The 21,963-nt window shown below is 67.1% G+C and carries 20 protein-coding genes; 5 read left to right on the forward strand and 15 right to left on the reverse strand.

Features of this window, described 5'->3' with window-relative positions; translation table 11 throughout:
• Positions 1–161: 161 nt before the first annotated feature.
• The 3 genes from BS38_RS0106455 to BS38_RS0106465 form a co-directional block, all read right to left on the reverse strand.
• On the reverse strand, positions 162–1,496 hold the full coding sequence (locus BS38_RS0106455; protein WP_028270056.1) for an MFS transporter: 1,335 nt from the start codon (positions 1,494–1,496) through the stop codon (positions 162–164).
• 193 nt (positions 1,497–1,689) lie between these two features.
• On the reverse strand, positions 1,690–3,144 hold the full coding sequence (gene hpaB / locus BS38_RS0106460; protein WP_028270057.1) for a 4-hydroxyphenylacetate 3-monooxygenase, oxygenase component: 1,455 nt from the start codon (positions 3,142–3,144) through the stop codon (positions 1,690–1,692).
• A gap of 58 nt (positions 3,145–3,202) precedes the next feature.
• Entirely contained in the window at positions 3,203–3,739 is a 537-nt protein-coding gene (locus BS38_RS0106465) for a flavin reductase family protein (RefSeq protein WP_043437934.1), read from the reverse strand.
• Between the two features lie 158 nt (positions 3,740–3,897).
• Here BS38_RS0106465 and BS38_RS0106470 point away from each other — a divergent pair, with 158 nt between their 5' ends.
• Positions 3,898–4,632 carry an IclR family transcriptional regulator gene (locus tag BS38_RS0106470; RefSeq protein WP_028270059.1) on the forward strand — a complete coding sequence of 245 codons (735 nt, stop codon included), beginning with the start codon at positions 3,898–3,900 and terminating at the stop codon, positions 4,630–4,632.
• Positions 4,633–4,651: 19 nt separating this feature from the next.
• On the opposite strand, the gene BS38_RS0106475 is transcribed toward BS38_RS0106470, so the two are convergent.
• The 4 genes from BS38_RS0106475 to BS38_RS0106490 all read right to left on the reverse strand — a co-directional run bounded on the left by BS38_RS0106475 (position 4,652) and on the right by BS38_RS0106490 (position 11,562).
• The gene (locus BS38_RS0106475; protein ID WP_043437935.1) at positions 4,652–6,118 is read right to left on the reverse strand and encodes an MFS transporter; all 1,467 of its coding nucleotides are present in this window, start codon (positions 6,116–6,118) and stop codon (positions 4,652–4,654) included.
• 167 nt (positions 6,119–6,285) lie between these two features.
• Positions 6,286–9,372 (reverse strand): AAA family ATPase, encoded by a 3,087-nt coding sequence (locus BS38_RS0106480; protein ID WP_028270061.1) that lies wholly within the window; start codon positions 9,370–9,372, stop codon positions 6,286–6,288.
• A complete protein-coding gene (locus BS38_RS0106485) occupies positions 9,369–10,541 on the reverse strand; it encodes an exonuclease SbcCD subunit D (protein WP_028270062.1) in 1,173 nt (390 codons plus the stop codon). The genes BS38_RS0106480 and BS38_RS0106485 overlap by 4 nt, the downstream gene beginning before the upstream one ends.
• A 61-nt stretch (positions 10,542–10,602) precedes the next feature.
• Complete coding sequence (locus tag BS38_RS0106490) at positions 10,603–11,562, reverse strand: MIP/aquaporin family protein (RefSeq protein ID WP_028270063.1); 960 nt, start codon at positions 11,560–11,562, stop codon at positions 10,603–10,605.
• A 211-nt stretch (positions 11,563–11,773) separates the two neighbouring features.
• Between BS38_RS0106490 and BS38_RS0106495 the strand changes: the two genes are divergently transcribed.
• A complete protein-coding gene (locus BS38_RS0106495; RefSeq protein WP_028270064.1) occupies positions 11,774–12,919 on the forward strand; it encodes an ADP-ribosylglycohydrolase family protein in 1,146 nt (381 codons plus the stop codon).
• 1 nt (position 12,920) lies between these two features.
• On the opposite strand, the gene BS38_RS0106500 is transcribed toward BS38_RS0106495, so the two are convergent.
• Together BS38_RS0106500 and BS38_RS0106505 are read right to left on the reverse strand one after the other, a co-directional pair.
• On the reverse strand, positions 12,921–13,481 hold the full coding sequence (locus BS38_RS0106500) for a DUF4395 domain-containing protein (RefSeq protein WP_081818836.1): 561 nt from the start codon (positions 13,479–13,481) through the stop codon (positions 12,921–12,923).
• Between the two features lie 61 nt (positions 13,482–13,542).
• Complete coding sequence (locus tag BS38_RS0106505; RefSeq protein WP_028270066.1) at positions 13,543–14,559, reverse strand: exonuclease domain-containing protein; 1,017 nt, start codon at positions 14,557–14,559, stop codon at positions 13,543–13,545.
• A 140-nt stretch (positions 14,560–14,699) separates the two neighbouring features.
• Between BS38_RS0106505 and BS38_RS0106510 the strand changes: the two genes are divergently transcribed.
• On the forward strand, positions 14,700–15,470 hold the full coding sequence (locus BS38_RS0106510; RefSeq protein WP_043437936.1) for a VTT domain-containing protein: 771 nt from the start codon (positions 14,700–14,702) through the stop codon (positions 15,468–15,470).
• A 58-nt stretch (positions 15,471–15,528) separates the two neighbouring features.
• On the opposite strand, the gene rdgB is transcribed toward BS38_RS0106510, so the two are convergent.
• The 6 genes from rdgB to clpS all read right to left on the reverse strand — a co-directional run bounded on the left by rdgB (position 15,529) and on the right by clpS (position 19,937).
• On the reverse strand, positions 15,529–16,215 hold the full coding sequence (gene rdgB / locus BS38_RS0106515) for an RdgB/HAM1 family non-canonical purine NTP pyrophosphatase (RefSeq protein ID WP_043437939.1): 687 nt from the start codon (positions 16,213–16,215) through the stop codon (positions 15,529–15,531).
• Complete coding sequence (gene rph / locus BS38_RS0106520) at positions 16,212–16,970, reverse strand: ribonuclease PH (RefSeq protein ID WP_028270069.1); 759 nt, start codon at positions 16,968–16,970, stop codon at positions 16,212–16,214. The genes rdgB and rph overlap by 4 nt, the downstream gene beginning before the upstream one ends.
• Before the next feature lie 113 nt (positions 16,971–17,083).
• Positions 17,084–17,881 (reverse strand): MBL fold metallo-hydrolase, encoded by a 798-nt coding sequence (locus BS38_RS0106525; RefSeq protein ID WP_028270070.1) that lies wholly within the window; start codon positions 17,879–17,881, stop codon positions 17,084–17,086.
• Positions 17,878–18,933 (reverse strand): glutamate racemase, encoded by a 1,056-nt coding sequence (gene murI / locus BS38_RS0106530; RefSeq protein WP_051628764.1) that lies wholly within the window; start codon positions 18,931–18,933, stop codon positions 17,878–17,880. Before murI ends, BS38_RS0106525 begins: the two co-directional genes overlap by 4 nt.
• Positions 18,934–19,009: 76 nt before the next feature.
• On the reverse strand, positions 19,010–19,576 hold the full coding sequence (locus tag BS38_RS0106535) for a DUF2017 domain-containing protein (protein WP_028270072.1): 567 nt from the start codon (positions 19,574–19,576) through the stop codon (positions 19,010–19,012).
• Positions 19,569–19,937, reverse strand: coding sequence for an ATP-dependent Clp protease adapter ClpS (clpS, locus tag BS38_RS0106540; RefSeq protein ID WP_028270073.1), 369 nt, complete (start codon positions 19,935–19,937; stop codon positions 19,569–19,571). Before clpS ends, BS38_RS0106535 begins: the two co-directional genes overlap by 8 nt.
• A gap of 37 nt (positions 19,938–19,974) precedes the next feature.
• Between clpS and BS38_RS0106545 the strand changes: the two genes are divergently transcribed.
• The gene (locus BS38_RS0106545; RefSeq protein WP_028270074.1) at positions 19,975–21,303 is read left to right on the forward strand and encodes a nicotinate phosphoribosyltransferase; all 1,329 of its coding nucleotides are present in this window, start codon (positions 19,975–19,977) and stop codon (positions 21,301–21,303) included.
• Entirely contained in the window at positions 21,303–21,950 is a 648-nt protein-coding gene (locus tag BS38_RS0106550) for an isochorismatase family protein (RefSeq protein WP_028270075.1), read from the forward strand. The genes BS38_RS0106545 and BS38_RS0106550 overlap by 1 nt, the downstream gene beginning before the upstream one ends.
• Positions 21,951–21,963: the final 13 nt, after the last annotated feature.

A 21,963-nucleotide genomic window follows, 5' to 3' on the forward strand; every position in this document is an offset into this window, starting at 1 on the left:
TGATTCCCGGCCGCAACCACAGCAATGTGATCACCAGCAGGACGTTCAAGCAGGCTGCAACGGAGTTCCTGGGGGTTTAGTTCCTGGCACAAAAACGCGGACCGAAGTGGTCCGCGCCCGCCGTCGTGCTTGTCAGGAAGGCTGCACTGTCAGCCTGCCGTCTAGTGGTGGCTGCTGACGCCCAGCGGGCGGCCCTTGGTTTCGCCGGCCAGGAGAACACCGACTGCGGAAATCACGCACAGGATCATGATGTAGATGCCGATGGAGCCGGTCCACTTGGTGCTCTGCATCAGCGACTCGGCGATGGTGGCCGCGAACGCACCGCCCAGGATGGCACCGAATGCGTAGCCGATGGAAATGCCCGAATAGCGCACGTTGGCGGGGAACATTTCGGCGTACATGGCGGACATCGGACCGTAGGACAGCCCGAGGCCGACGGTGAGCACAAAGAGCGCCACGCCGTACAGCATGATGTTCTTCGTGTCGATCAGGGCAAACATCGGGATCATCCAGGCGAACACAATGCCGTAGCCGATCAGGAACGTCTTGACCCGGCCGATCTTGTCGGAGAGCCAGCCGCCCACGAGCGTGAAGATCAGCCAGCCGAACGAAGCCAGGGTGGTGGCCAGCAGGATCTCGGCGACCGGCATCTTCAGGGTCTTTGTGGCGTAGGAGATGAAGAAGGCGATCAGCAGGTAGCCTGCCGCGTTGTTGCCGATGAAGATCATAGTGGAGTAGAGCACGGACTTCTTGTGGGACTTGATCAGCTGTCCCAGCGGAGCCTTGGCCTTTTCCTTGCGCTCGATCATTTCCTTGAAGACCGGGCTTTCGGCCACCGCGCGGCGGATCAGGTAGCCCACCACGATCAGCACGATGGACAGCAGGAACGGCACACGCCAGCCCCAGGCCGCGAAGTCTTCCTTGGACATGCTGGTGTTCAGGAAGTACAGCAGGCCCGTGGCCAGGATCATGCCGACGGGAACGCCGATCTGCGGGTAGGCGCCAAACAGGCCGCGCTTGCTCTTGGGAGCGTGCTCCACGGCCATCAGCGCCGCGCCGCCCCATTCGCCACCGGCGGAGAAGCCCTGGATGATGCGGAGGGTGATCAGGAGGATCGGAGCCCAGACACCGATCTGGGCATACGTCGGCAGCATACCGATCAGGGCGGTGGCCGCACCCATCATGATGAGGGTGAAGACCAGCATGGCCTTGCGGCCCAGGCGGTCGCCCAGGTGGCCCGCGATAACGGCGCCGAGCGGACGGAACAGGAAGCTGATGCCGATCAGCGCGAAGGAAAGAATCTGCGCAAGGCCGGGGTTGGACTGCTGCAGCGGGGTCAGGAACAGCGGGGACAGCAGCGTTGCCGTCAGCTGGGCGAAGATGAAGAAGTCGTACCACTCGATGGTGGTACCGACCAGCGTCCCTGCGAGGACTTTGCGTTCCTCATGCTTGCTGCTGGGACCCGCCTCTGAATCGACGTGTGAAGTTGCGGTCATTGGAACTCCGTGGCTGTGGGCAGTGCCTGGTAGTGCTACTGCCGAATGTGGATTGACGCCGAGCGAATTACCGATCGAACGGTCAGTTGGTATGAGGATACTCGAATGTGTGACAAAGCGCACTAGGACTTTTGGGCCAACATGGACGCCGGGCTCGTGGGCGGCGGCAACATGGACCCGGCGGGCCGGACGGTCAGTCCGGCCTGCTCAGGAATTCACGGACCCTGGCCCGGACCGGTTCGCGGTCATAGCTGTTGACGAGGGCACCGGCCATCCGGACGGGATCACCGAAGAAAAAGTACTCATAGAGGGACTGCCGGCCCGAGAACCCTGAGATGGAGGCATCAAAGGCCAGCTTGAACAGGCGGACCCGCTCGGGGCCGGTGAGGGTCTTGCCCTGCAGGTACATGTCGATGTCCGCCCTGGCCCCGCTGTTGACATCGGCCTCGCCCGGCAGCGCCATCAGCCCGGATGCGGAGAACTTCCGGATGATCTGCGGGAAGCGCTGGGCGATTTTGGGGTACCAATTCCTGGCGGCATTGAGCGTGGTCCACTTGGGCAGCATCACGCCCGCGTCGTTGAGGCCGGCGTCAGCTTCCGATGCGCGAACCAGGGCCTTGCCGATTTCGACGTCGATGATCAGTTCGGCGATGTCCTCCTGGATGTGCTGGAAGCCGTCGATCCCGATGGACTCGGCCAGCTCCGACGCCAGGCCGAGGAAGAACTCGCTCTTGGCGATGGTCCGGGTGACCACCTGGTGTGTCATGAGGGCGCCCGCACCGGTCTCCGTGTAGAAGCTGTTGCAGAGCTCCGGGTGGCCGAGCATGAAGATCCGTTCGCCCGGCACGAATACGTTGTCGAAGATGGCCACCGCATCCATTTCCTCGTAGCGCGAGGCCAGGGGCTCGTCATGGGTACTGCCGCCGTTGTACAGCGAGGTGCGGCAGAGGTACCGCAGGCCCGGAGCATCGTTGGGGATGGCGAACGCGTAGGAATACGGGGCGTCCTCCGGGGTGCCCCGCAGCACTGTGGACGGGAACACCAGGAGTTCGTCGGCAATGGGGGCGATCGTGGCCAGCATCCGGGCACCGCTGATCACAATGCCGCCGTCCCGTTCCTCGACGATGTGGGCCGACAACTGTCCGCCCATCTGCTCGGAGCCCGAGACGGAGCGGTTGACCTGCGGCGGGATGAGCGTGTGCGTGGCCAGGACGTCATTCTCCCGCGCCCACTCGTAGTAGTTGCGGATGTTTTCGCCGAACTTGGGGTCGGCCTGCGAGAACCATTTCTCCGCGGTACTGAGCGCCGTCAGGGATGAGTTCATATAGTCCCCCGAGCGGCCCAGGAAGCCGTTGGAGGACTCGGCCCAGGTGGAAATGGCCCGGCGCCGGCGCTGCAGGTCCTCGATGGTCCGGGGAACCAGGAAGGACGCGTTCACCAGGTCGCCGGTGGAGGGCGAGGTGTATGTCAGCGCTTCCTGGTACGCGGGGTCGTGCTGCATGTCGAAGAGCTTCGCGTAGGACCTGGCCACGTTGCGGAACGCCGGATGCTCAGCGACTTTTTCACTGACCACCTCCCCGTCGATCACCACATGGGGCTTCATGGCGTTGAGCTTGTCCAGGTACTGCCGGCCGGTGCGGATACCCATTGTTCTTCCTCCAGTCCTCGTTGAGCTGCAGCGGGTTTGTTCGGATAGGGGTGCCGGATTAGAGGAGGTCCTCCATGCCCAGCTCCCGGTCCGGGATGGTGGTGTAGGTGCCGTTGGCAAACGCCAGGGCGTCGCCGTGGCGGTAGTCGAAGTCCGCCACCTCGCCGAGATACAGGGTGTGGTCGCCGCCGTCGTAGGCAGCCCAGGGCCTGCACTCGAAGTACGCCAGGACCCCGGCGAGGCGCGGCGCCGTGGCACCCTCCACCCACCGGGGTTCGTACCCGGGGCGGCCGGCGAAATGCGTGGCGAGGTGCCGCTGCTCGGCCCCCAGGATGTTCACCGTGAACGGACGGCCGGCAAGCTCATCGTGCGCCTTGGCGGTCCGGGCAATGCTGACCAGGACCAGGGGCGGCTCCATGGACACGGACGTAAACGAGTTCACGGTGATGCCGTGGCGCTTGGTGGCGCCGTCGAAGGTCACGATCGCGACGCCGGTGGCAAACCTGCCGAGGCTCCCGCGGAAATGGTGGTCCTTCGGCGTAGACGTCCTGCCCGCAACTTCGGAGGCCTCTCCCGGACGTGGTGTGGAAATCATCATTGATCCCTTGGATTGTCTGCTCTATAGTCGATCTCGACGACCCAACTGTTCTATAGTTGAACATATAGTTCCCATATGGAACGCTAACCCAAAGTGGGGCGCAACACAAGACCCTCCGGGTGGAGCGCCCCGGAACCCGGCCTAGGATGGACAGCATGACTCAGACTGCCGGCGCCGGCACACAGGCCGCGACCGCCCAGGCTTCCCCGTCGCAGACCCTCTCGCGCGGGATCCGCGCGCTGGAGATTCTCGCGGAAGCAGAGCAGCCGCTCACCATTGCCGAACTTGCCGATGCGATGGGGGTCCACCGTTCCGTGGCCTACCGCATCCTGCGCACACTGGAGGATCACTCCCTGCTGGTCCGGGACGACTCCGGCAAGGTCCAGCCCGGCCCCGGACTGGCCGTCCTGGCGCGCGGCGTCTCGCGCAATCTGCAGTCGGCCGCATTGCCTGAGCTCACGCAGCTTGCCAACACCCTGAACATGACGGCCTTCGTCGCGGTGTGGGACCACCAGGACTGCATCACCCTGGTGACGGTGGAGCCCCGGCACTCGGCGGCCACCGTGGTCCAGCACCCCGGTTCACGGCACCCGATCAGCGCCGGCGCCCCGGGGATCGCCATCCAGTCCGCCCTCACGGAGCAGGGCTGGAACCTGCTGGCGCCGGACATCCCCTACCGGCCCGAGGCGGCCGAGGCCCGGAAACGCGGCTATGCGGCCAGCCACGATGAAGTCATTGCGGGGGTTTCCTCGCTGGCGGCCCCCATCAACGTGCCGGGCGGCCGCCCGGCCTCGGTCGCCGTCGTCTACATCCGCTCAACGCAGGACCCGGCTGAAGTGGCGGCCGCCCTGATCTCCAGCGCCGCGCGCATCGAAAAGCAGCTGCTCTAAGGCGCCGGCGTGCCGCTGGTTAGCGGCTGCCGGCCAGTTGGGTTCCGCGGCGGGCCTTGCCGTTTCGGAGGACGACGGCGGCGGCCGCCCCCAGCAGGAACAGCGCCGCTGCGGCGCAGACCGGCACGAGGAATGCCGCCGAATACCCCTGGTGCTGCGCCAGCTGACCGGCAACGGAGGACCCCAGCGCCGTGCCGGCGACAATACCGCTGGCGAGGGCTGTCATGACGGTTCCCAGCCGCCCGGCCGGGGCCACAACGCCGCCGATAGCGAATACGGTGACCATCAGCGGGCCCACCGGCAGTCCGAGGACGAGCAGCACCAGCACCATGGAGAACGCCGAAGCAGGCACCAGTAGGAGCACCGCGAGGCAGGCCATGAGCACGGCACTCACCATCCACCGTGCCGACAGGGTAAAGCGCGTCGGCCAGTAGGCAACGCTCAGCGCCGCGGCAGCCGAGCTCAGCCCCATGACCGCGTACAGCAGCCCGGCAAGTTCGGCCGTGGCAAAGCTTGCGGAGAAGGAGCTCAGGCCCGTCTGGGTGGAACCAAAGAAAGTTCCCATGCACACCATGGCCAGGAATGGCAGGGCAACGGCTGCCATTCCGTTCCCGCGGACGCCGGCTGTCCCTGGGCCGGCTGTGGCGGAGCCTGCGGTGGTGGGGCCGGCTGCGTCGGGGCCGGCGGTGGCGGGGCCTGCGACGGGACGGCGCCGGCGCACGCTCAGCGGCACGGCCAGATGGGTGCGGTGGACGGCGAATGCGGGCACCAAGGTGAGTGTCAGGGCCGCGGCGAGGGCAAGCGGAAGCCACGGAGCGACCAGGCTCGCAAGGATGCCCACCAACGCGGGGCCGAGCACAAACGTCAGTTCATCCGCGGTGCTTTCGTAGGACAGTGCCGCGTCCAGGTCCTTTGCATTCCCGGCCGTGCTGCCCCGGGCGGTCAGGGCCATCCAGCGGACCCGGGCCAGCGGGCCCACCTGGGGGCAGCTGGCTCCAGCAACGAAAGCCGCGACGAGGACCGGTACAGCCGCGGCCAGATCTTGGCCGGACGGAACCAGGTATGCGGTAAGGATCAGGGCCACCACGGCGGCCGTGTTAAAGACTGCAGCAACCAGCAGCACCGGCCGCTGGCCGAGCCTGTCTGCCCAGGCCCCGAGCACTGGTGCTCCCAGTGCGGATCCGATTCCCACGGCCCCGGCTGCCGCTCCGCCGACCGCGTACGAGCCCGTGACGGCCGTAACCAGGGTCAGGGCGCCAACGGTCAGCATGGCCAGGGGAAGTCGGGCGAAGAGTCCCAGCGGGATGAAGCCCTTGCCGGCCAGCAGCGGAAGCCGGGCGTACCGGCCACCCCGGCTCGAATGGGCGCGCGGGAGATCCTGCTCGGCGTGGGGTGCGGGGTGCGCTGCGGCTTCGGCTGCACTGGCAGCTGCAGCGGCAGCAGGGGAAGGTGCGGTGGATGCCTGCGAAAACATTGAAGTGGTCATTATTCCGGGTTCGCTCAAAGATGCGCATCGTCCCTCCTCCCGATGCGCGCGACCCGGTAACCCTTAAAGTGTAGCCGAGGCTCCGGAACGCCGGGCCCGGCCGGTGGAGCGTGGACTGGTGGAGCATGGAACCGCCGCGCCGGGCCCGAGACTCAGGCCACTGGGGCTCAGACCAGGGCGTCGTCGGAAATGTGCAGCGTGGAGCCGTTCCGCCCCTTGACCACCTGGAGCTGGGTGCTGATGCGCTGCTTCATTTCCGGCACGTGGCTCACCAGGCCGACCACCCGGCCGCCGTCGCGCAATCCCTCCAAAGCGTCCATGACCTGTTCCAGTGCCTGCTCGTCCAGGCTGCCGAAGCCCTCGTCCACGAAGAGTGTCTCGATGTCGACTCCGCCGGACTCCTGCTGCACCACGTCGGCGAGGCCAAGCGCCAGGGCCAGCGAGGCCATGAACGATTCACCGCCGGAGAGCGTGGACGTATCCCTGCGGTGCCCGGTCCACTGGTCCACCACCTCGAGGCCAAGGCCGGACTTGGCTCCCCGGGCAGCCTTGGCGTCCGTGTGCTGCAGGGTGTACCGGCCATCGCTCATTCCGACCAGCCGCTCGGACGCGGCGACGGCCACCTGCTCCAGCCTGGCCGCGAGCACGTAGCTGTTCAGGCTCATCCGGTAGGAGTTGTCGCCCGCCCCGCGGGCGGCGTCGGCCACCGCGGTGAGCAGCTCCGCGCGTTCCCGCGGACCCTGGCCTGAGGCTGCCAGCCGGGTGTAGTCCCCTGCAATCCGCCGGATGGACTGCACGGATTTGTCCGCGAGTCCGGCCGCGATGACGGCTTGCCGGGCGGCATGTTCCGCAGCGGTGTCTTCCGCGCGGAGCTCTTCGAGCACGGCTGGCTCAATCGGGCCGTCGGACGCCAGCTCGCGGGCGGCCTGTGTGAGTTCCTCACCGGCGAAGAGTTCGCCGACGCGGGCTGCTTCATCCTGCCCCGCCCGGATGGCGGCCTCTAGCGTGGCGGCGTGAGGGGCCGGGAGCAGGACTGATCGGGCCGCCTCTGCGGAGGCGAATCCGGACTCCGGAAGCGCCTGGTCCAGCTGCTGGCGGGCCTCCGTGGTCCGCAGCATGGCCTGTTCGAGACCGGTCCGGGCGGCGTCTGTTCGTTCCAGGAGGGCCGTGGACTGATCCAGTGAGGTGAGCCGGCTGCCAAGGGTCGGGTAGCCGGCACGCAGCTTCTGCAGCGTAGCCTCCAGCGCAGCTGCCTGTTCGAGGACCGCCGTGCGGGTGGACTCCGTCGTCGCAATGCTGGACTCAGCGGCCGCCTGCTTGGATTCGGCGGCTGCGACCTGTTCGTCCAGATCCGCCAGCCGCTCACGGCTGGCCACGAGTTCCGCTGCCGCCTGGACGGCCTCGCGCGCACGTTCTTTCGCCAGGACGGCTTCGGTGCGGGCATCCTCCGGCGGGGTGTCGCCGCCCTGTGCCGCCAGGATTGCGACCTGCTGCCGGGCTTCGGCAAGCTCCTGGTCCAGCGTTGCGAGGACAGCTTCTGCCGCCTCACAAGCGTCCTGGGCTGCCTGTTCCGCTTCAGCGATGGCCAGCGCGGCCGTGGCTGCGGGCGCCGGCGAGGGGTGCTCAGGGCTGCCGCACACCGGGCACGGTGCGTCCGGCCTGAGCTGGGAAGCGAGCTCGGCAGCCGCGTTGGCGAGCCGCTCTTCCCGCAGATCCAGCCACCGCTGGCGGTGGTTTTGCTGGTCGTCCCGGGCAACACGGTGCCGTTCGTCAACGCCCGAACATAGCCGCGCCGCCGTGGCGTACCGGCCGACGACGGCCACGAGTTCCTCTGCGGCGGCGGCTTCCTTGGTCCGCAGCTGGGCTTCGGCAGCCAGCTCCTCGAGGGGCGCCACACCAGCCAGCAGCCCGGCTGTTTCCGCGCGCAGCGCCTCAAGGGCCACGGCGCCGGCGCGCCGTCCCTCCCTCAACTGTTCCAGGGTGCTGCGAAGCTCTGTGCTACGGGCTGCCAGCCCGGACAGCCTGGCTTCGTCCGGCAGCCGTTCCTCGAGCACGGCGCGGAGGGAGCGCAGGCGGCTGAGTTCGCTGCGCAGGACTGCGGTTTCGAAGTAGGGTCCGCCTTCACTGCCGCCGGCGTGGCGGCTTGTGGTGGCGCCCGCTCCGTCGGCCAAGGCGGCAAGCTCGGGGTCCACGAGAACCGCGGCGTTCAATTCGGTGGCGGCGGCGGCCATGGCGCGGGATGCACGCTCTTCGGCGTCCCTCGCTTTGTCGACGGCCTGCAGTTGGCCGCCGAGCACTTCGGCCTTGCGGTGGAGGCCAAGCTGCCGGGCCTTCTCACCGAGTTCAGGGGCTGCGGCGTCTGCGGCCGATTTCCGCAGTTCCGCGGCGGCGAGTTTTGCCTGTCGGGCAGCACGTGCGGCCGCGGACTCAAGGCGCCGGGCGGCGCCGGCGCGCGCTGCCGCGGCCTGGTCCGCTTCGGCCTGCAATGTCCCGGCCCTGGCGGCGGCGGTGTCCTGCAGCCAGGCAAGAAGGTGGTCGGCGCCGTCCGGCACAGGCGGGGCGTCCTGCAGATCCTCGTCGGACGGGGCCGCCTCAGCCCGGGCCTGTGCCAGCAGCAGGTCCAACTGGGTGTTGAGGCCGGCCACCTCCGTGCGGGCCTCTGCCGCCTGACGCACCAGTTCCTGTTCGACAGCTTCGAACCGCTGCGTGCCGAAGAGGCTTTGAAGCAGCTCCAGCCGGTCGGAGGGCTTTGACCGGAGGAATGCAGCGAAGTCCCCCTGGGGCAGCATGACCACCCGGGTGAACTGCTCCCGGTCCATGCCCAGCACTGAACTGATTTCCGCTCCGGCCTCATCGTTCCGGCCGGACTTTTCGATCCATTGCCCGTCAACGCGTTCCCGCAGCAGCGTGTTGGCCTTCTGCTCCGTAAATCCGTTTTTTCCCCTGGCGCTGGGCCGGTTCCATGCAGGGATCCTGGAGACTTCAAAGCGCCGGCCTTTGGCAGAAAACTCGCAGGTGACCCGCGGTTCGGCGGCGGCATCCGCGTGATCGCTGCGGAGCCGCTTTCCGTCCTGGCGTGCGCCCGGCACCGACCCGTACAAGGCAAAGCAGATGGCATCCAGCACGCTGGTCTTGCCGGCGCCGGTTGCGCCGTTCAGCAGGAAAAGTCCATGAGTGCTGAGCCGGTCAAAGTCGATGTGCTCCGTGCCGGCGAAGGGGCCGAAGGCGGAGATTTCCAGGCGGTGGATCCTCATCGTGACATCTCCCCCAGACGCACGGCTTCGAGCGCTTCCGCGAGGACAGCCGCTTCTGACTCATCGGTGCTGCGGCCCCGAACATGCTCCAGGAACCCGCAGCAGATGGACAGATCGTCATCCGCCGCGGCGAGCCTGGAGCTGTAACTGGTCGTAGTGGCGGCGGCGGCGCCTTCGGGATCGAAACCGAGGACCAGGGTGTCCGGAAAGCGGGCGCGCAGTTTGTCCATGGCCTGGGCGGGGCGCTGGGAATCCGTCAAGGTGATCTGGCAATACGCGGTCTCGGCCCAGGCGTGCTCCTCGGCCGTGAGGAGGTGGTCCAGCGTGCCCCGCAGCACCGCGAGCGCGCGCGGCGCGTCCCATCGGACCTCCCTGACGTCGGTGATACCGGTGGCATCCACTTCGACCAGCCAGCCGCCTTTTCGGTGCTTCGCCTCTGAGAAGGAATAGGCAAGGGGTGAACCGGAGTAGCGCACGGTCGGCGACAGCGACTGCCTGCCGTGCAGGTGCCCGAGCGCGGTGTAGCCAAAACCGTCGAAGAGATCCAGGGGGACCGCCCCGACTCCACCGATGCTCAGGTCCCGTTCACTGTCCGAGCTGATCCCGCCGCTCGCGAACGTATGGGCCAGCACGACGGAATGCACGGTCCTTCCGCTGGCACGGGTGGCCACATCGGCCCGGATCTTTGCCGTGGCCGCGCGCGTCACTTCGAAGTGGCTGGCGGGCTCAACGCCCAGCTGCTCGGCGACCAGCCTCGGCTCCAGCCACGGAATGCCGTAAATGGCCAGCAGCGGACCGTCCTCCGCCGTATCCAGCGGAAACAGCACCGGCACGTCGAGTTCGGCGAGCCGTGTACGCAGGTGCACTCCCCCGCGTTCCAGGAGCCGCGACGCGAAGCCCAGGCGGATGGCGGAATCGTGGTTTCCGCTGGTGAGAACCACCTGCGCTCCGGCGTCCGTCAGGCGGACCAGGGCATCATCCAGGAGCCGGACCACGTCGACGCCGGGCAGGGCGCGATCGTAGACATCTCCGGCAATCAGGACGACGTCCACTTTCTCCGTGCTGACGAATTCGACCAGCTGGTCAATGAAGTCCTGCTGGGCGTCCAGCATGCCGACGCCGTGGAAGGACCGGCCCAGGTGCCAATCGGAAGTGTGCAATAACCGCATGTTCTTAAGCTATCCGCGGGTACCGACAGTTTTGCGGCACAGACACGGCTTGGCCGGGCAACTACCGTCCGCGCTTGCCGTCAAAGAAGTCGCGGGCGTCGTCGTCAACGGCGCCGGCTGCACTGTCTGAAGCACTGCCTGAAGCACTGTCAGCGGCACCGCCGGTGGCATCGTCGTCGTCGAGATCGTCGTCGTTGGTGACCAGTTCGTCGTCGTCCACATCGTCGCCAGCGTCGTGCGCGCGGGCCGGCGCAGCAGCAGGGGCCTCGGCAAACCCGCGGAACACGAGCCCTGCGATGGCGGCGCCCACCAGCGGGGCTACCCAGAAGAGCCACAGCTGTTCAAGGGACCAGGAGTTGCTGAAAATGGCCGAGGCGGTTGCCCGTGCCGGGTTGAACGGCGTGTTGCCCACTGCCTGGCCCAGCTGCAGCAGGACGGCGAGCGTAAGGCCCACGGCGAAGGGCGCGGCGGCCTTGCTGGTGTTGCGTGCAGCCGTGGTGCCCAGGAAGACGGCCACCAGGATGGCGGCGCCCAGGACCTCCACGAGCAGGACGCCGGCCATGGGCGCCTGGATGATGGAATGCTCGCCAAAGCCGGCGGTCACGGTGTCAAAGGCGGCCCGGGTGTCTTCGATCTTGGGAACAGTCCGCAGGATTCCGAACAGTGCGAGCGCTCCGGCCACGGCGCCGACCAGCTGCGCTCCGAGGTAGGCCGCGGCTTCCGGCAGGCGGATGCGGCCGGCGATGGCGTTGCCCAGGGTTACTGCCGGGTTGAAATGTCCGCCGGAAATGTACGCGAAGGCGAGCATGGCCGCGGTGACGGCAAGGCCGGCGGCCAGCGAGGCGGACAGCGGGTTCGACTGCGGAATCGTGAACAGCGGAACTCCCAGGCCTGCGATCACCAGGAACAGGGTGCCAAAGGCCTCCGCTGACAGGCGTGCAACCAGGCCCGGTTTGAAAGCCTCCGGAGCGGCAGGCAAATCGGAACTTGGAGTCGGGCGTGCAGGCACAGGGGCGGTCATGGTGTGGAAATCCTTTGCTTCGATGCGCGGCCGGTGATCCCGGTGCGCGTGCGGGCGGCGGTGCGCCCGGCAATGTACTGTCCGACGTATTCTGCCAACCGAGTCTGGACGCTTGCTGGATTCGAGCTTAGCGGTCGACGCACCGCCGCGGCGACTGCGCGACGTGCTTCGCGGGGAATCCGGATGCCGTCCCCGGGGTAAATTTACAGATATGAGCACTGAACATTCCCGCCTGACGGCGCCGACGCCCCAGTCCCGGATCCATGGCTGCCTGCTGGGCGGCGCACTGGGCGATTCCCTCGGCTACGCCGTGGAATTCGATGATATTTCCACCATCCGGAGCCGCTTCGGTCCGGCGGGACTCCAGGATTTTTCAGCGCTCGACGCCGGCAGCCACTTCTCGGACGACACGCAGATGACGCTGTACACGGTTGACGGCCTCGTCGAGGCACTGGAGTGGGCAAATGAGGGCACAGCCGCCGATGCCAACGCCTGCGTGTGGCTCGCCTACCTTCGCTGGCTGGCAACGCAAGGGGTGCCGGTGGCGTCCTCGGCTCCAGCCCCGCAGCCGCGCTGGATCGACGGACAGGCAGCCCTGAAGCACCGTCGGGCGCCCGGGAATGCCTGCCTCAGCGGCCTGGCCTCCGGCGAAATGGGGACCATTTACCGCCCGGTCAATCCCGATTCGAAGGGATGCGGCACGGTGATGCGCTCTGCGCCGTTCGGCCTCATCCCGCACATTCCGGCGGAGGCGGTGTACAAGCTGAGCTCCGACGCGGCGTCGTTGACCCACGGCCACCGTTCGGCGCGGCAGAGTGCTGGAACTTTCAGCCTCCTGATCCACGCCCTCATGGGTGGCCAAAGTCTCACGGAAGCGGCCGACTACGTGCTCGAAGATGCCCGTGGACGGGACGACGCCGAGCCGGCCCTCGTTGACCGGCTGGAACGGTCCGTCCACCTCGCGGCGGTTTCCCGGCAGGAGCCGGCCGCCGCAGACCGCCTCGGCCCCGAAGACCTGGTCCGTGAGCTCGGGGAAGGCTGGGTGGCCGAGGAAGCCCTCGCCGTCGCCCTGTATGCGGTGCTGGCCACAGCCCCGGCAGGGGATATTGACGGCGACACCGCAGCGGGGACTGCCGGCGGCGTGTCCCGTGCAGGCATCGAGGCGCACTTCCGTGAGGCCATTGCGCTGGCCGTGAACCACAGCGGAGACAGCGACTCCACCGGCTCCATCGCCGGCAACATCCTGGGCGCCTTCTACGGCGAGGAGTGCCTGCCTGCCGCTTGGCTGGAGTCGCTGGAGGCCCCGGAGGTCATCCGCGGGATGGCCGGGCAGCTGGTCTCGGTGACCATCGCCTGAGTCAGGGCCGCTTCAGGGAGATGTTGTTGCAGGCTTCGCAGATGTCCGCCGGAATGAGTCCCCGGCGCTGCAGGAAGCCGAAGATCGCGCAGCCCAGGCAGAACCCTGCGAATGCTTCCAGCGAGGCTGCCACGATAAGGACGGCCAGGAGCGTCCAGGCGGCGGGAGCCAGGCCGGCCGCGAGCAGCAGGGCTGCGGCGGTTGACATGCCTGCACCAATGCCTTGGGCGAAGCGCTTGGGCGGACCGGGCACCAGCTTGGCCCGGCCCAGACGCGGCGCCAGGACCTTGACGGAGAGCTGGGCCAGCGGTGAAATCCTGGGACCGAACAGCACGCGCAGCCAGAAGCCGGCGGCGATGAGGGCAAGTCCCCAGCCCCAGCCGGTCAACAGCGTGGCGGCCGCAACCACGACCACCAAAGCTGCGGTGATCCTGGCCGCATACTCGTTGACCGGGTTCGGGAATGCGAACACCGTGCGCCAGTCGAGGCCGGTGCGCCCGCCTGCCGCCGCGGCAGTGGTAGGAACGGCGTCGGCCGGAGAGTCGATCTGGAGTTTGCCCATGGTGCAAGGCTAGGAGCCCGCCTCCGGCACCGGAAGGATTGTTGCGCCGTATGACCGCCGGCTAGATCAAGGCGGCGGCTGCCGGAACCTGCCCGCCCACCATCTGCAGGAACTCACCTTCGGACAGCACCTCGATGGCCTGCCCGCGCTCGTGGAGTTCCAGGACCCGCCGGGCTTTGCCGGTCAGGCGGCCGGAGCGGAGATCCGAGGCCACAAAGCCGTCGCCAACCACCAGCACCGTGGTCCGTCCGGTCACCCTGCTTTCGGGCTGCGCGCCGTATTCGGCCGACAGGACCTTGGCCTCGGGCCGGGGCATGGCAAGCTCCCCCGTGAACACGACCGTCTGCCCGAACAGCGGGTGGCCGGGTTCGGCGTCGGAATTCGGCACGGGGTTGGCCCCTTCCTCGGGCCAGCCGGATTTGAACGGCCGCGCCGCGGCTGTTCCGGTGCCGCCGGCTGCCCCGAGGGCAGTCAGCGTGGCCTTGGACAGGCCGTCACGGGCGGGATCGAAGGCCTGTTGATGCGGGAGCTCAAGTCCCAGGGACAGGAAGAGTTCCGCAATGCTGCCGGCGCCGTTGCGCCGGGCAATGTCAATGAGGATTCCCGCGCACGCCCTGGCATCTTCAGCTGCGTCGTGGTGGTTGACCAGCGGAACGCCGGCTTCCTCCGCCGCATAGGGCAGCGAGTTGGATACCAGGGAATAGCACCGGCGGGAAAGCATGACCGTACACACGTAGTCGTAGGCAGGGCCAGGCAGCCCGGACACTTCCAGCCCGGACCGGATGACGCCCAGGTCGAAGGCCGCGTTGTGGGCAGCCAGGACATCGCCGCCAATGAAGGCACCGATCTCCGGGAAGAGTTCGCCGAAGCGCGGCAGGCCGGCCACATCCTCGGCCCTGATGCCGTGGATCCGCACATTGTGGTAATCGAAACGGTCGTGGTTTTCGGGCGGGCGCATGAGCCAGGACGCTTCCTCCACCACCACGCCGCCGCGGACCTTGCTGAGCCCAACGGCGCACGGCGAACCGCGGAAGCCGTTGGCTGTCTCGAAGTCGATCGCCGTAAAGTCCAAACCCACGGCTCAAACTTTACCGCCGGCCGGCCCGCGCCCCGGCACGCCGGCCCGGTTTGTCGCGGGTGTCGATGGTCACGCAACGTCCCTGCGGGGAAGGCCCGGCACCGGGGGTCCAGTAACCTTGGAGGGTGAACCTACATGCGATGAGTGACTTTGCCGTGTCCACCCTCGGGGGTGCGGGACCGGTGCAGCCGCACCTGGCCTCGTTCCTCCCCGACTGGCTCAACCCCCAGATCTTCCTGGCAGATCCGGCGCTGGCCCCCTGGGTGGTGCTGCTGGTCTGCGGCATCATCTTCGCCGAGACGGGCCTGCTGATCGGCTTCTTCCTCCCCGGCGACTCCATGCTGTTCACAGCCGGCCTCCTGGTGGCCACGGACACCATCAAATTCAACATCTGGCTGTTCGCGGCCCTGATCATCGTTGCGGCCATCGTCGGCAACCAGACCGGCTATTTCATCGGTTCCAAGGCCGGCCCGGCCATCTTCAACAAGCCGGACTCCAAGCTGTTCAAGCGTGAAAACGTCGAAAGTGCGCACGCCTTCTTCGAAAAGCACGGCGGCAAGGCGCTGATCCTGGCCCGTTTCGTTCCCATCATCCGCACGTTCGTGCCGGTGATCGTGGGCGTCGCGCAGATGAGCAAACGCAAGTTCTTCCTCTTCAACGTCATCGGCGCCGTGCTCTGGGGCGGCGGCGTCACGCTGCTCGGCTACCTGCTGGGCGACCGCGTGCCGTGGGTCCGCGACAACCTGGACATCATCTTCATCATCATCGTGCTGGTCTCCGTGATCCCCATCGGCATCGAAGTACTCCGCGGGCTGTCCGCCAAGCGCCAGGCGGCGCACTTCGGCACGGACGCGGTGGATGAGTTCATCGAAGAACACGAACCCCAGGACGAGCGCAAGACGAACATGTAGCACGGAACGAGCGAAGGCGCCCCGCACTGCGGGGCGCCTTCTGTCGTTAATCTGACGGCTAGGACCGGCTCCGCGGGCGGTGATCGGCCAACGCCTCAACGATGGCCGGCAGCAAGGCCCTGAACGCCTGGCCCCGGTGGCTGATGGCATTCTTTTCCTCGGGGCTCAATTCAGCGCAGCTGCGGTCCAGGCCGCTTGGCTGAAGCACCGGATCATAGCCGAAGCCGCCTTGGCCCCGCGGTTCGCGCAGCAGCGATCCTTCGAGCTGGCCGTACTCCACCACTTCGCGTCCGCCGTCCGCTGCCGCCCCCGGCACCGCGAGCGCGGCGGCGCAGACGAAAGCGGCGCCGCGGTACTCGTCGGGGACGTCGGACAGCTGGTCCAGCAGGAGCCGAAGGTTGGCGGCGTCGTCACCGTGGCGGCCGCTCCACCGGGCCGAAAAGATCCCCGGCGCCCCGCCGAGGACGTCCACCGACAGGCCCGAATCATCGGCAATGGCCACCAGGCCGGTGGCCTCGGCCACGGCCCGGGCCTTCAGCAGGGAGTTCTCCGCGTACGTCACGCCGGTCTCGACAACGTCCGGGGCACCGACGGCGCCGGCGTCCACCACCTGGGTGTCGACGTCGAGCCCCGGCACCTGCCCGCGCAGCAGCTCACGCAGTTCGCGGAGCTTGCCCTTGTTGTGGGTCGCGAGCACCAGCACCGGACCGGCGGGGTCCGCCAGTTGCCCGGCGGAGTCCGTCACGGGGCCTCCGCCAGCGTTTCGCGCTGGATGGCCGCGAGCTGCTCCGTACCCAGCAGGGCAAGGTCCAGGAGCTGGTTCAACTCGTCGCGGTCGAACGGGGCGCCCTCGGCCGTGCCCTGGACTTCCACGAATTTGCCTGACCCGGTGACCACGACGTTCATGTCGGTCTCGGCGCGGACATCTTCGACGTACGGCAGGTCCAGCATGGGGATGCCGTCGATGATGCCGACGGACACGGCAGCGATCGTGTCGATGAGGGGCTGTGCATTCTTGGAGATGATCTTGTTTTCGCGCGCAAAGCGGATGGCTTCGGCAAGCGCCACATAGGCGCCGGTGATGGCGGCGGTGCGGGTTCCGCCGTCGGCCTGCAAAACATCGCAGTCCAGCACAATGGTGTTCTCGCCCAGCGCCTTGGTGTCGATGATCGACCTCAGCGAACGGCCGATCAGCCGGGAAATCTCATGGGTGCGGCCGCCGATCTTGCCCTTGACCGACTCGCGGTCGGAGCGGGTGTTCGTGGCGCGCGGAAGCATGGCATATTCGGCCGTGACCCAGCCGCGGCCCTCGCCCTTGAGCCAGCGCGGCACGCCTTCGGTCAGGGAAGCCGTGCACAGCACCCGGGTGTTGCCGAACTCGATCAGGGCCGAGCCTTCGGCCTGCTTGGACCAGCCGCGGGTGATGCTGATCGGGCGGAGCTGATCAGGGGTACGGCCGTCGGCACGAATGACGGGGGTTGCAATTGCTTCAGAAGTCATGTTGCAAGCTTAGCGATCGCACAGCCCCGGCCAGGACCCGTTCCACCCAAGTAGGTAGCAGCAGGTGTCGTTCTGAGCCTTCAAAACGACACCTGCTGCTACTTAGTTGGGCCTCAGACGGTGTAATGGACTCCGGCCACGGCCACGGCGACGTCGCCGCTGAACACGGGCTTGGCCTCGGCCATGACTTTGGTCTGCGACGTCCATACCGGAATGTGGGTCAGGAGCAGCCGGCGCGCCCCTGCCGCGGCGGCAGCCTCGCCGGCTCGTTTACCCGTCAGGTGCACGTCCTTGATGTCGTCGTCGCGGCCTTCCTCGAAGGCGGCCTCGCACAGGAAGAGGTCGGCGTCCTTTGCGGCTTCCTCCAGCCCGGCACACGAGTCGGTGTCCCCCGAGTACGTCAGAACGCGGGTGACCGGCACGCCGCCTGCGGACGGTTCCGTCACCTCGACGCGGAGGGCGTAGGCCTCCTCCACGGGGTGGTTCACCGCGAACGGCGTCACGGTGTACGGTCCCACCGTGACGGACTGCCGTTCGGTCCAGTTGGTGAAGTCGAATTCCTCGTGCATGCCCGGGTCCAGCTCCAGCCCGTACGCCGTGGCCATCCGGTCCGCCGTCGCCGCCGGGCCCCAGACCTTAATCCGGTCCCGGCCCCAGCCGCCCGGCTTCCAGCGCACGGCCACATGGAGGCCGCACAGGTCCATGCAATGGTCCGGGTGCAGGTGGGTGAGGAAGATCGCGTCAATGTCCTCAAGGTCCGTGTACCGCTGGATCGCCCCGAGGGCCCCGCTGCCGAGGTCCATCACGATCTTCCAGGTCCGCTCGCCGTCATGCGCGGTCAGCAGATAGCACGACGCCGGGGAACCCGGCCCCGGGAAGGAACCGGTGCAGCCAACAATGGTCAGTTTCACAGCCGTGTTCCCCCGGCCGCGGATCCGCCGACGAAGTTGGAAATCCGCGGCCGGGCGGCGCCGGCCCGGGCTGCCGCGATCATTTCCGGCGTTATCTTCGCCAGGCTGCCGGTGGGGTACTGCGCGGCAACGTGGTCCACGTGCTTCACGCTGAGCACTTCGGGACCGAGGAAGCGCCTGGCCAGGGTTTCGAACTGTCTGGCTTCGCCGGTGGCGATGAAGTGGTGCTGGGGCGGCGCCTCGACGGTCCGCTGAAGATCGTGTGAAACGAGTGCCCGGTAAACATCCTTGGCGGTTTCCTCGGCACTGGAGACGAGGGTGACGTCCTCCCCCATGACATAGGAGATCACACCGGTGAGCAGCGGGTAGTGCGTGCAGCCGAGCACAACGGTATCCACGCCGGCGGTGCGCAGCGGCTCAAGGTACTCCCGGGCAACGGCAAGGAGTTCCGGACCCGTGGTGATGCCGGCCTCCACGTAGCTGACGAATGCCGGGCAGGCCACGGACGTGATGTGCAGGTCCGGGGCTGCGGCGAAGGTGTCCTCGTACGCCCGGGAACCCACGGTCGCGGAGGTCCCGATGACGCCCACCCGGCCGCTCCTGGTGGCGGCCACAGCCCGACGCACCGCAGGCTGGATCACTTCGATCACGGGAATCCCGTAGCGGGCCGTGTACCTCTCGCGGGCGTCCCGGAGGACAGCGGCGGAGGCGGAGTTGCACGCGATGGTCAGCAGCTTGACGCCGGAATCCACCAGCTCATCCATTACGCCAAGGGCGTTGGCGCGGACCTCGGCGATGGGCAGCGGGCCGTAGGGGCCGTTCGCGGTATCGCCCACATAGAGGATCGATTCGTTGGGCAGCTGGTCGATGATGGACCGCGCCACGGTCAGTCCGCCGACTCCGGAGTCGAAGATGCCGATGGGCCGCGAGCCCATGGGGCTGTCGTCCGCGCTGCTCGCTGGGGAATCCGCCACAGCGTCCGCTGCCGGATCCATGCTCGATGCTGAAGTCATGATTATTCGAGGATAGGGCTTCCCTGTTGGTGCGGCCATCACATTGTGTCGTCCGACTCATGTTGGATAAGTCACACAATTTGGCGTCAGGCCCGCCCCACGCACGCCGAAGCGCTCAGGCCCGCGGTTCCATGGACTGGAGCATGGCCTGCACCAGCGATTCCTGCAGCCACGTGGTGAAGTTGTACACCAGCGCCAGGTAGCTTTCCACGTCTTCGGCCTGGGACCAGTCCTGCATGGTGTGGACGTGTTCGGCGTCGGCGTCGTCCCGGATGTCAAGCCGTTCAGCCAGGACCAGCCGGACGTCGTTCAGCGCCTGCGACCAGTGCCGGGCGTCGGCGGGCGAAAGGACCACGTCGTTGGTGTCCAGGCCCAGCGCCGCCGCCCGCAGGGCGCCGATCTTGTTTTCCCGCAGTGAGCGTTCGGTGAGCTGGCGGAACTCCAGGGCGGCGGCGTCGTCGGTCCGGGTGACGTTGGGCAGCAACCGCCGCAGCGCACGGTCCGATGGTTCCTTGACATTCATGTCCAGCCCGATCAGGGCTGTCAGCGGGTCTTCGCTGGCGCTTTCGGCCGGTTCGAGCATCGAGATGACGTCGTCGATCAGGCTCCGCAGCAGTTCCCGTTCCGCCGGTTCGAGGTATCCGGTAATGCCTTTGAGTCCGTATTTGAATGCCTTAGCCACGTTTGCCTTTGCCCTTGCCGGATCCGCCGTCTTTGCCGCCGCCGGTGGCCTTTTCCACCGTGGCCCACAGGCCGAAGCCGTGCATGGCGACGGCGTGCTGCTCCACCTGTTCCTTGCTGCCGTGCGCCACGATGGAACGTCCCTTCTTATGGACCTCCATCATGAGCTTGTTGGCCTTCGGCTCCGAGTAGCCGAAATAGCTCTGGAAAACGTAGCTCACGTAGCTCATCAGGTTGACGGGATCGTTCCAGATCACCAGGTTCCAGGGAATGTCCGGGGCCGTCAGGGCGTCGGTGGACGTCACTGTTCCGGTCTGGGTGCTCTCCTGGGTGTCAGGGCCGAGCGCAACGCTTAAGGTCATCTGTCCATTCTAGGGCGATGCGCACTAGAGTGAATTCGTGAGTACCCCTGCTGGCTGGGATCATCCCCGCACGTCCTTGTACACCGACCACTACGAGCTGACCATGCTCCAGGCGTCGCTGCATTCAGGTGCCGCACACCGGAAGTCGGTGTTTGAGGCGTTCGCCCGCAGGCTTCCCGACGGCCGCCGCTACGGGATTGTGGCCGGAACGGGCAGGCTGCTGGAGGGCATCGCGGACTTCCGGTTCGGCGGACCCGAGCTCGATTTCCTCCGCCGCACGCACGTGGTCAACGACGAAACCCTGGACTACCTGGCCGGGTTCCGTTTCACCGGGGACATCTGGGGCTACGCCGAGGGCGAAGCCTATTTCCCCAACTCCCCCATCCTGATTGTGGAGTCCACGTTCGCCGAGGCCTGCATCCTGGAGACCTACATCCTTTCGGTGCTCAACCACGACAGCGCCATCGCCTCCGCTGCGTCGCGCATGATCACCGCTGCGGGCAACCGGCCCTGCATCGAAATGGGTTCCCGGCGGACCCAGGAGGAATCCGCGGCCGCCGCCGCCCGTGCGGCCGTCATCGCCGGCTTTGACAGCACGTCCAACCTCGAAGCCGGGCGCCGGTACGGCATCAAGACGGTGGGCACCGCCGCCCACTCGTTCACCCTCCTGCACGACACTGAACGGGAAGCCTTTGAGGCGCAGATCGCCTCGTTCGGCGCCGGAACGTCGCTGCTGGTGGACACGTACGACGTCGAAACGGCCGTCCGTACGGCCGTGGACCTTGCGGGTCCCAAATTGGGGGCAGTCCGGCTCGACTCCGGAGACCTCGTGGCGCAGGCCCAGTGGGTCCGCCGGCTGCTGGACGACCTCGGCAACGAAAACACCAAGATCGTCGTCACCTCGGACCTGGATGAATACGCCATCGCGGCTCTGCAGTCCGCACCGGTTGACTCCTACGGCGTGGGCACCTCGCTGGTCACCGGCTCCGGCGCCCCCACCGCGAGCATGGTCTACAAACTCGTCAGCCGCACCGACGACTCCGGCGAATTCGTGTCCGTTGCCAAAGCAGCCAAGAACAAGACGAGCAAGGGCGGCAGGAAGTACGCGCTCCGCAGGCTCAACGAACGGGGCGTCGCCACCCACGAGATGGTGGGAGTAGGGCACCGGCCCGAAGACGACGGCAATGACCGCCAGTTGCTGCAGCAGTTCATCAAGAACGGCGAACTGCTCCCCGGCTGGACCGGGACCGAGGGCGTGTTCCGTGCCCGCCAGCGGCACATTGACTCCATGGCGGAACTTCCGGCAGTCGTCAACCGCCTGCAGCGCGGCGAGCCGGCCATCCCCACCGTCTACGAGGAGAACTGATGTCACGCGCTCTGATCATTGTCGACGTGCAGAACGATTTCTGCGAAGGCGGCTCCCTGGCCGTCAAAGGCGGAGCGGACGTGGCCGGGGCCATCAGCGAATACGTGGACGCCCATCACGGCCAGTTCGACCACATCGTGGCCACCCAGGACTGGCACATCGAGCCCGGCGCCCACTTCGCGGAGAACCCCGACTTCATCGACTCGTGGCCGCCGCACTGCGTCGCCGGCACCCGCGGGGCGGAACTGCACCCGGACCTGGACACGGAGTACATCCAGGCCTATTTCCGCAAAGGCCAGTTCACCGCCGCCTACTCCGGTTTTGAAGGCATCCTTGCTCCCGAGGACGCGGTGCCCACAGGCGACCGGAAGCCCGGCGCCCTGCCGTTGGAGGACGCGGAGGCATTGACTGCCAGTTCGTTTGCCGACGAGGACGCCATCGGCCTGGACGACTGGCTGCAAAGCCACGATGTGGAGGACGTGGTGATTGTGGGAATCGCCACCGACTACTGCGTCATGGCCACCGCCCTGGACGCCGTCCAGGCCGGCTATTCGGTGACGGTGGTCCGGAACCTCACGGCCGGAATCGCAGCCGACCTCGACGACGCCTACGCCGAGATGGAACTCGGCGGAGTGGACCTTGCCTAGCCTGGATCTGACC

This window comes from Arthrobacter sp. UNC362MFTsu5.1, from assembly GCF_000685965.1.
Taxonomy (GTDB): Bacteria; Actinomycetota; Actinomycetes; order Actinomycetales; family Micrococcaceae; genus Arthrobacter.

Bases quoted from the DNA above. Each gene is read 5' to 3' on its own strand.
- BS38_RS0106480 (WP_028270061.1), bottom strand. From the start codon at position 9,372: ATGAGGATCCACCGCCTGGAAATCTCCGCCTTCGGCCCCTTCGCCGGC.
- clpS (WP_028270073.1), bottom strand. From the start codon at position 19,937: ATGACCTTAAGCGTTGCGCTCGGCCCTGACACCCAGGAGAGCACCCAG.
- rph (WP_028270069.1), bottom strand. From the start codon at position 16,970: ATGACTTCTGAAGCAATTGCAACCCCCGTCATTCGTGCCGACGGCCGT.
- BS38_RS0106465 (WP_043437934.1), bottom strand. From the start codon at position 3,739: ATGATTTCCACACCACGTCCGGGAGAGGCCTCCGAAGTTGCGGGCAGG.
- BS38_RS0106485 (WP_028270062.1), bottom strand. From the start codon at position 10,541: ATGCGGTTATTGCACACTTCCGATTGGCACCTGGGCCGGTCCTTCCAC.
- BS38_RS0106550 (WP_028270075.1), top strand. From the start codon at position 21,303: ATGTCACGCGCTCTGATCATTGTCGACGTGCAGAACGATTTCTGCGAA.
- BS38_RS0106495 (WP_028270064.1), top strand. From the start codon at position 11,774: ATGAGCACTGAACATTCCCGCCTGACGGCGCCGACGCCCCAGTCCCGG.
- murI (WP_051628764.1), bottom strand. From the start codon at position 18,933: ATGGCCGCACCAACAGGGAAGCCCTATCCTCGAATAATCATGACTTCA.
- BS38_RS0106500 (WP_081818836.1), bottom strand. From the start codon at position 13,481: ATGGGCAAACTCCAGATCGACTCTCCGGCCGACGCCGTTCCTACCACT.
- BS38_RS0106475 (WP_043437935.1), bottom strand. From the start codon at position 6,118: ATGACCACTTCAATGTTTTCGCAGGCATCCACCGCACCTTCCCCTGCT.
- hpaB (WP_028270057.1), bottom strand. From the start codon at position 3,144: ATGGGTATCCGCACCGGCCGGCAGTACCTGGACAAGCTCAACGCCATG.
- BS38_RS0106470 (WP_028270059.1), top strand. From the start codon at position 3,898: ATGACTCAGACTGCCGGCGCCGGCACACAGGCCGCGACCGCCCAGGCT.
- BS38_RS0106510 (WP_043437936.1), top strand. From the start codon at position 14,700: ATGAGTGACTTTGCCGTGTCCACCCTCGGGGGTGCGGGACCGGTGCAG.
- BS38_RS0106455 (WP_028270056.1), bottom strand. From the start codon at position 1,496: ATGACCGCAACTTCACACGTCGATTCAGAGGCGGGTCCCAGCAGCAAG.
- BS38_RS0106490 (WP_028270063.1), bottom strand. From the start codon at position 11,562: ATGACCGCCCCTGTGCCTGCACGCCCGACTCCAAGTTCCGATTTGCCT.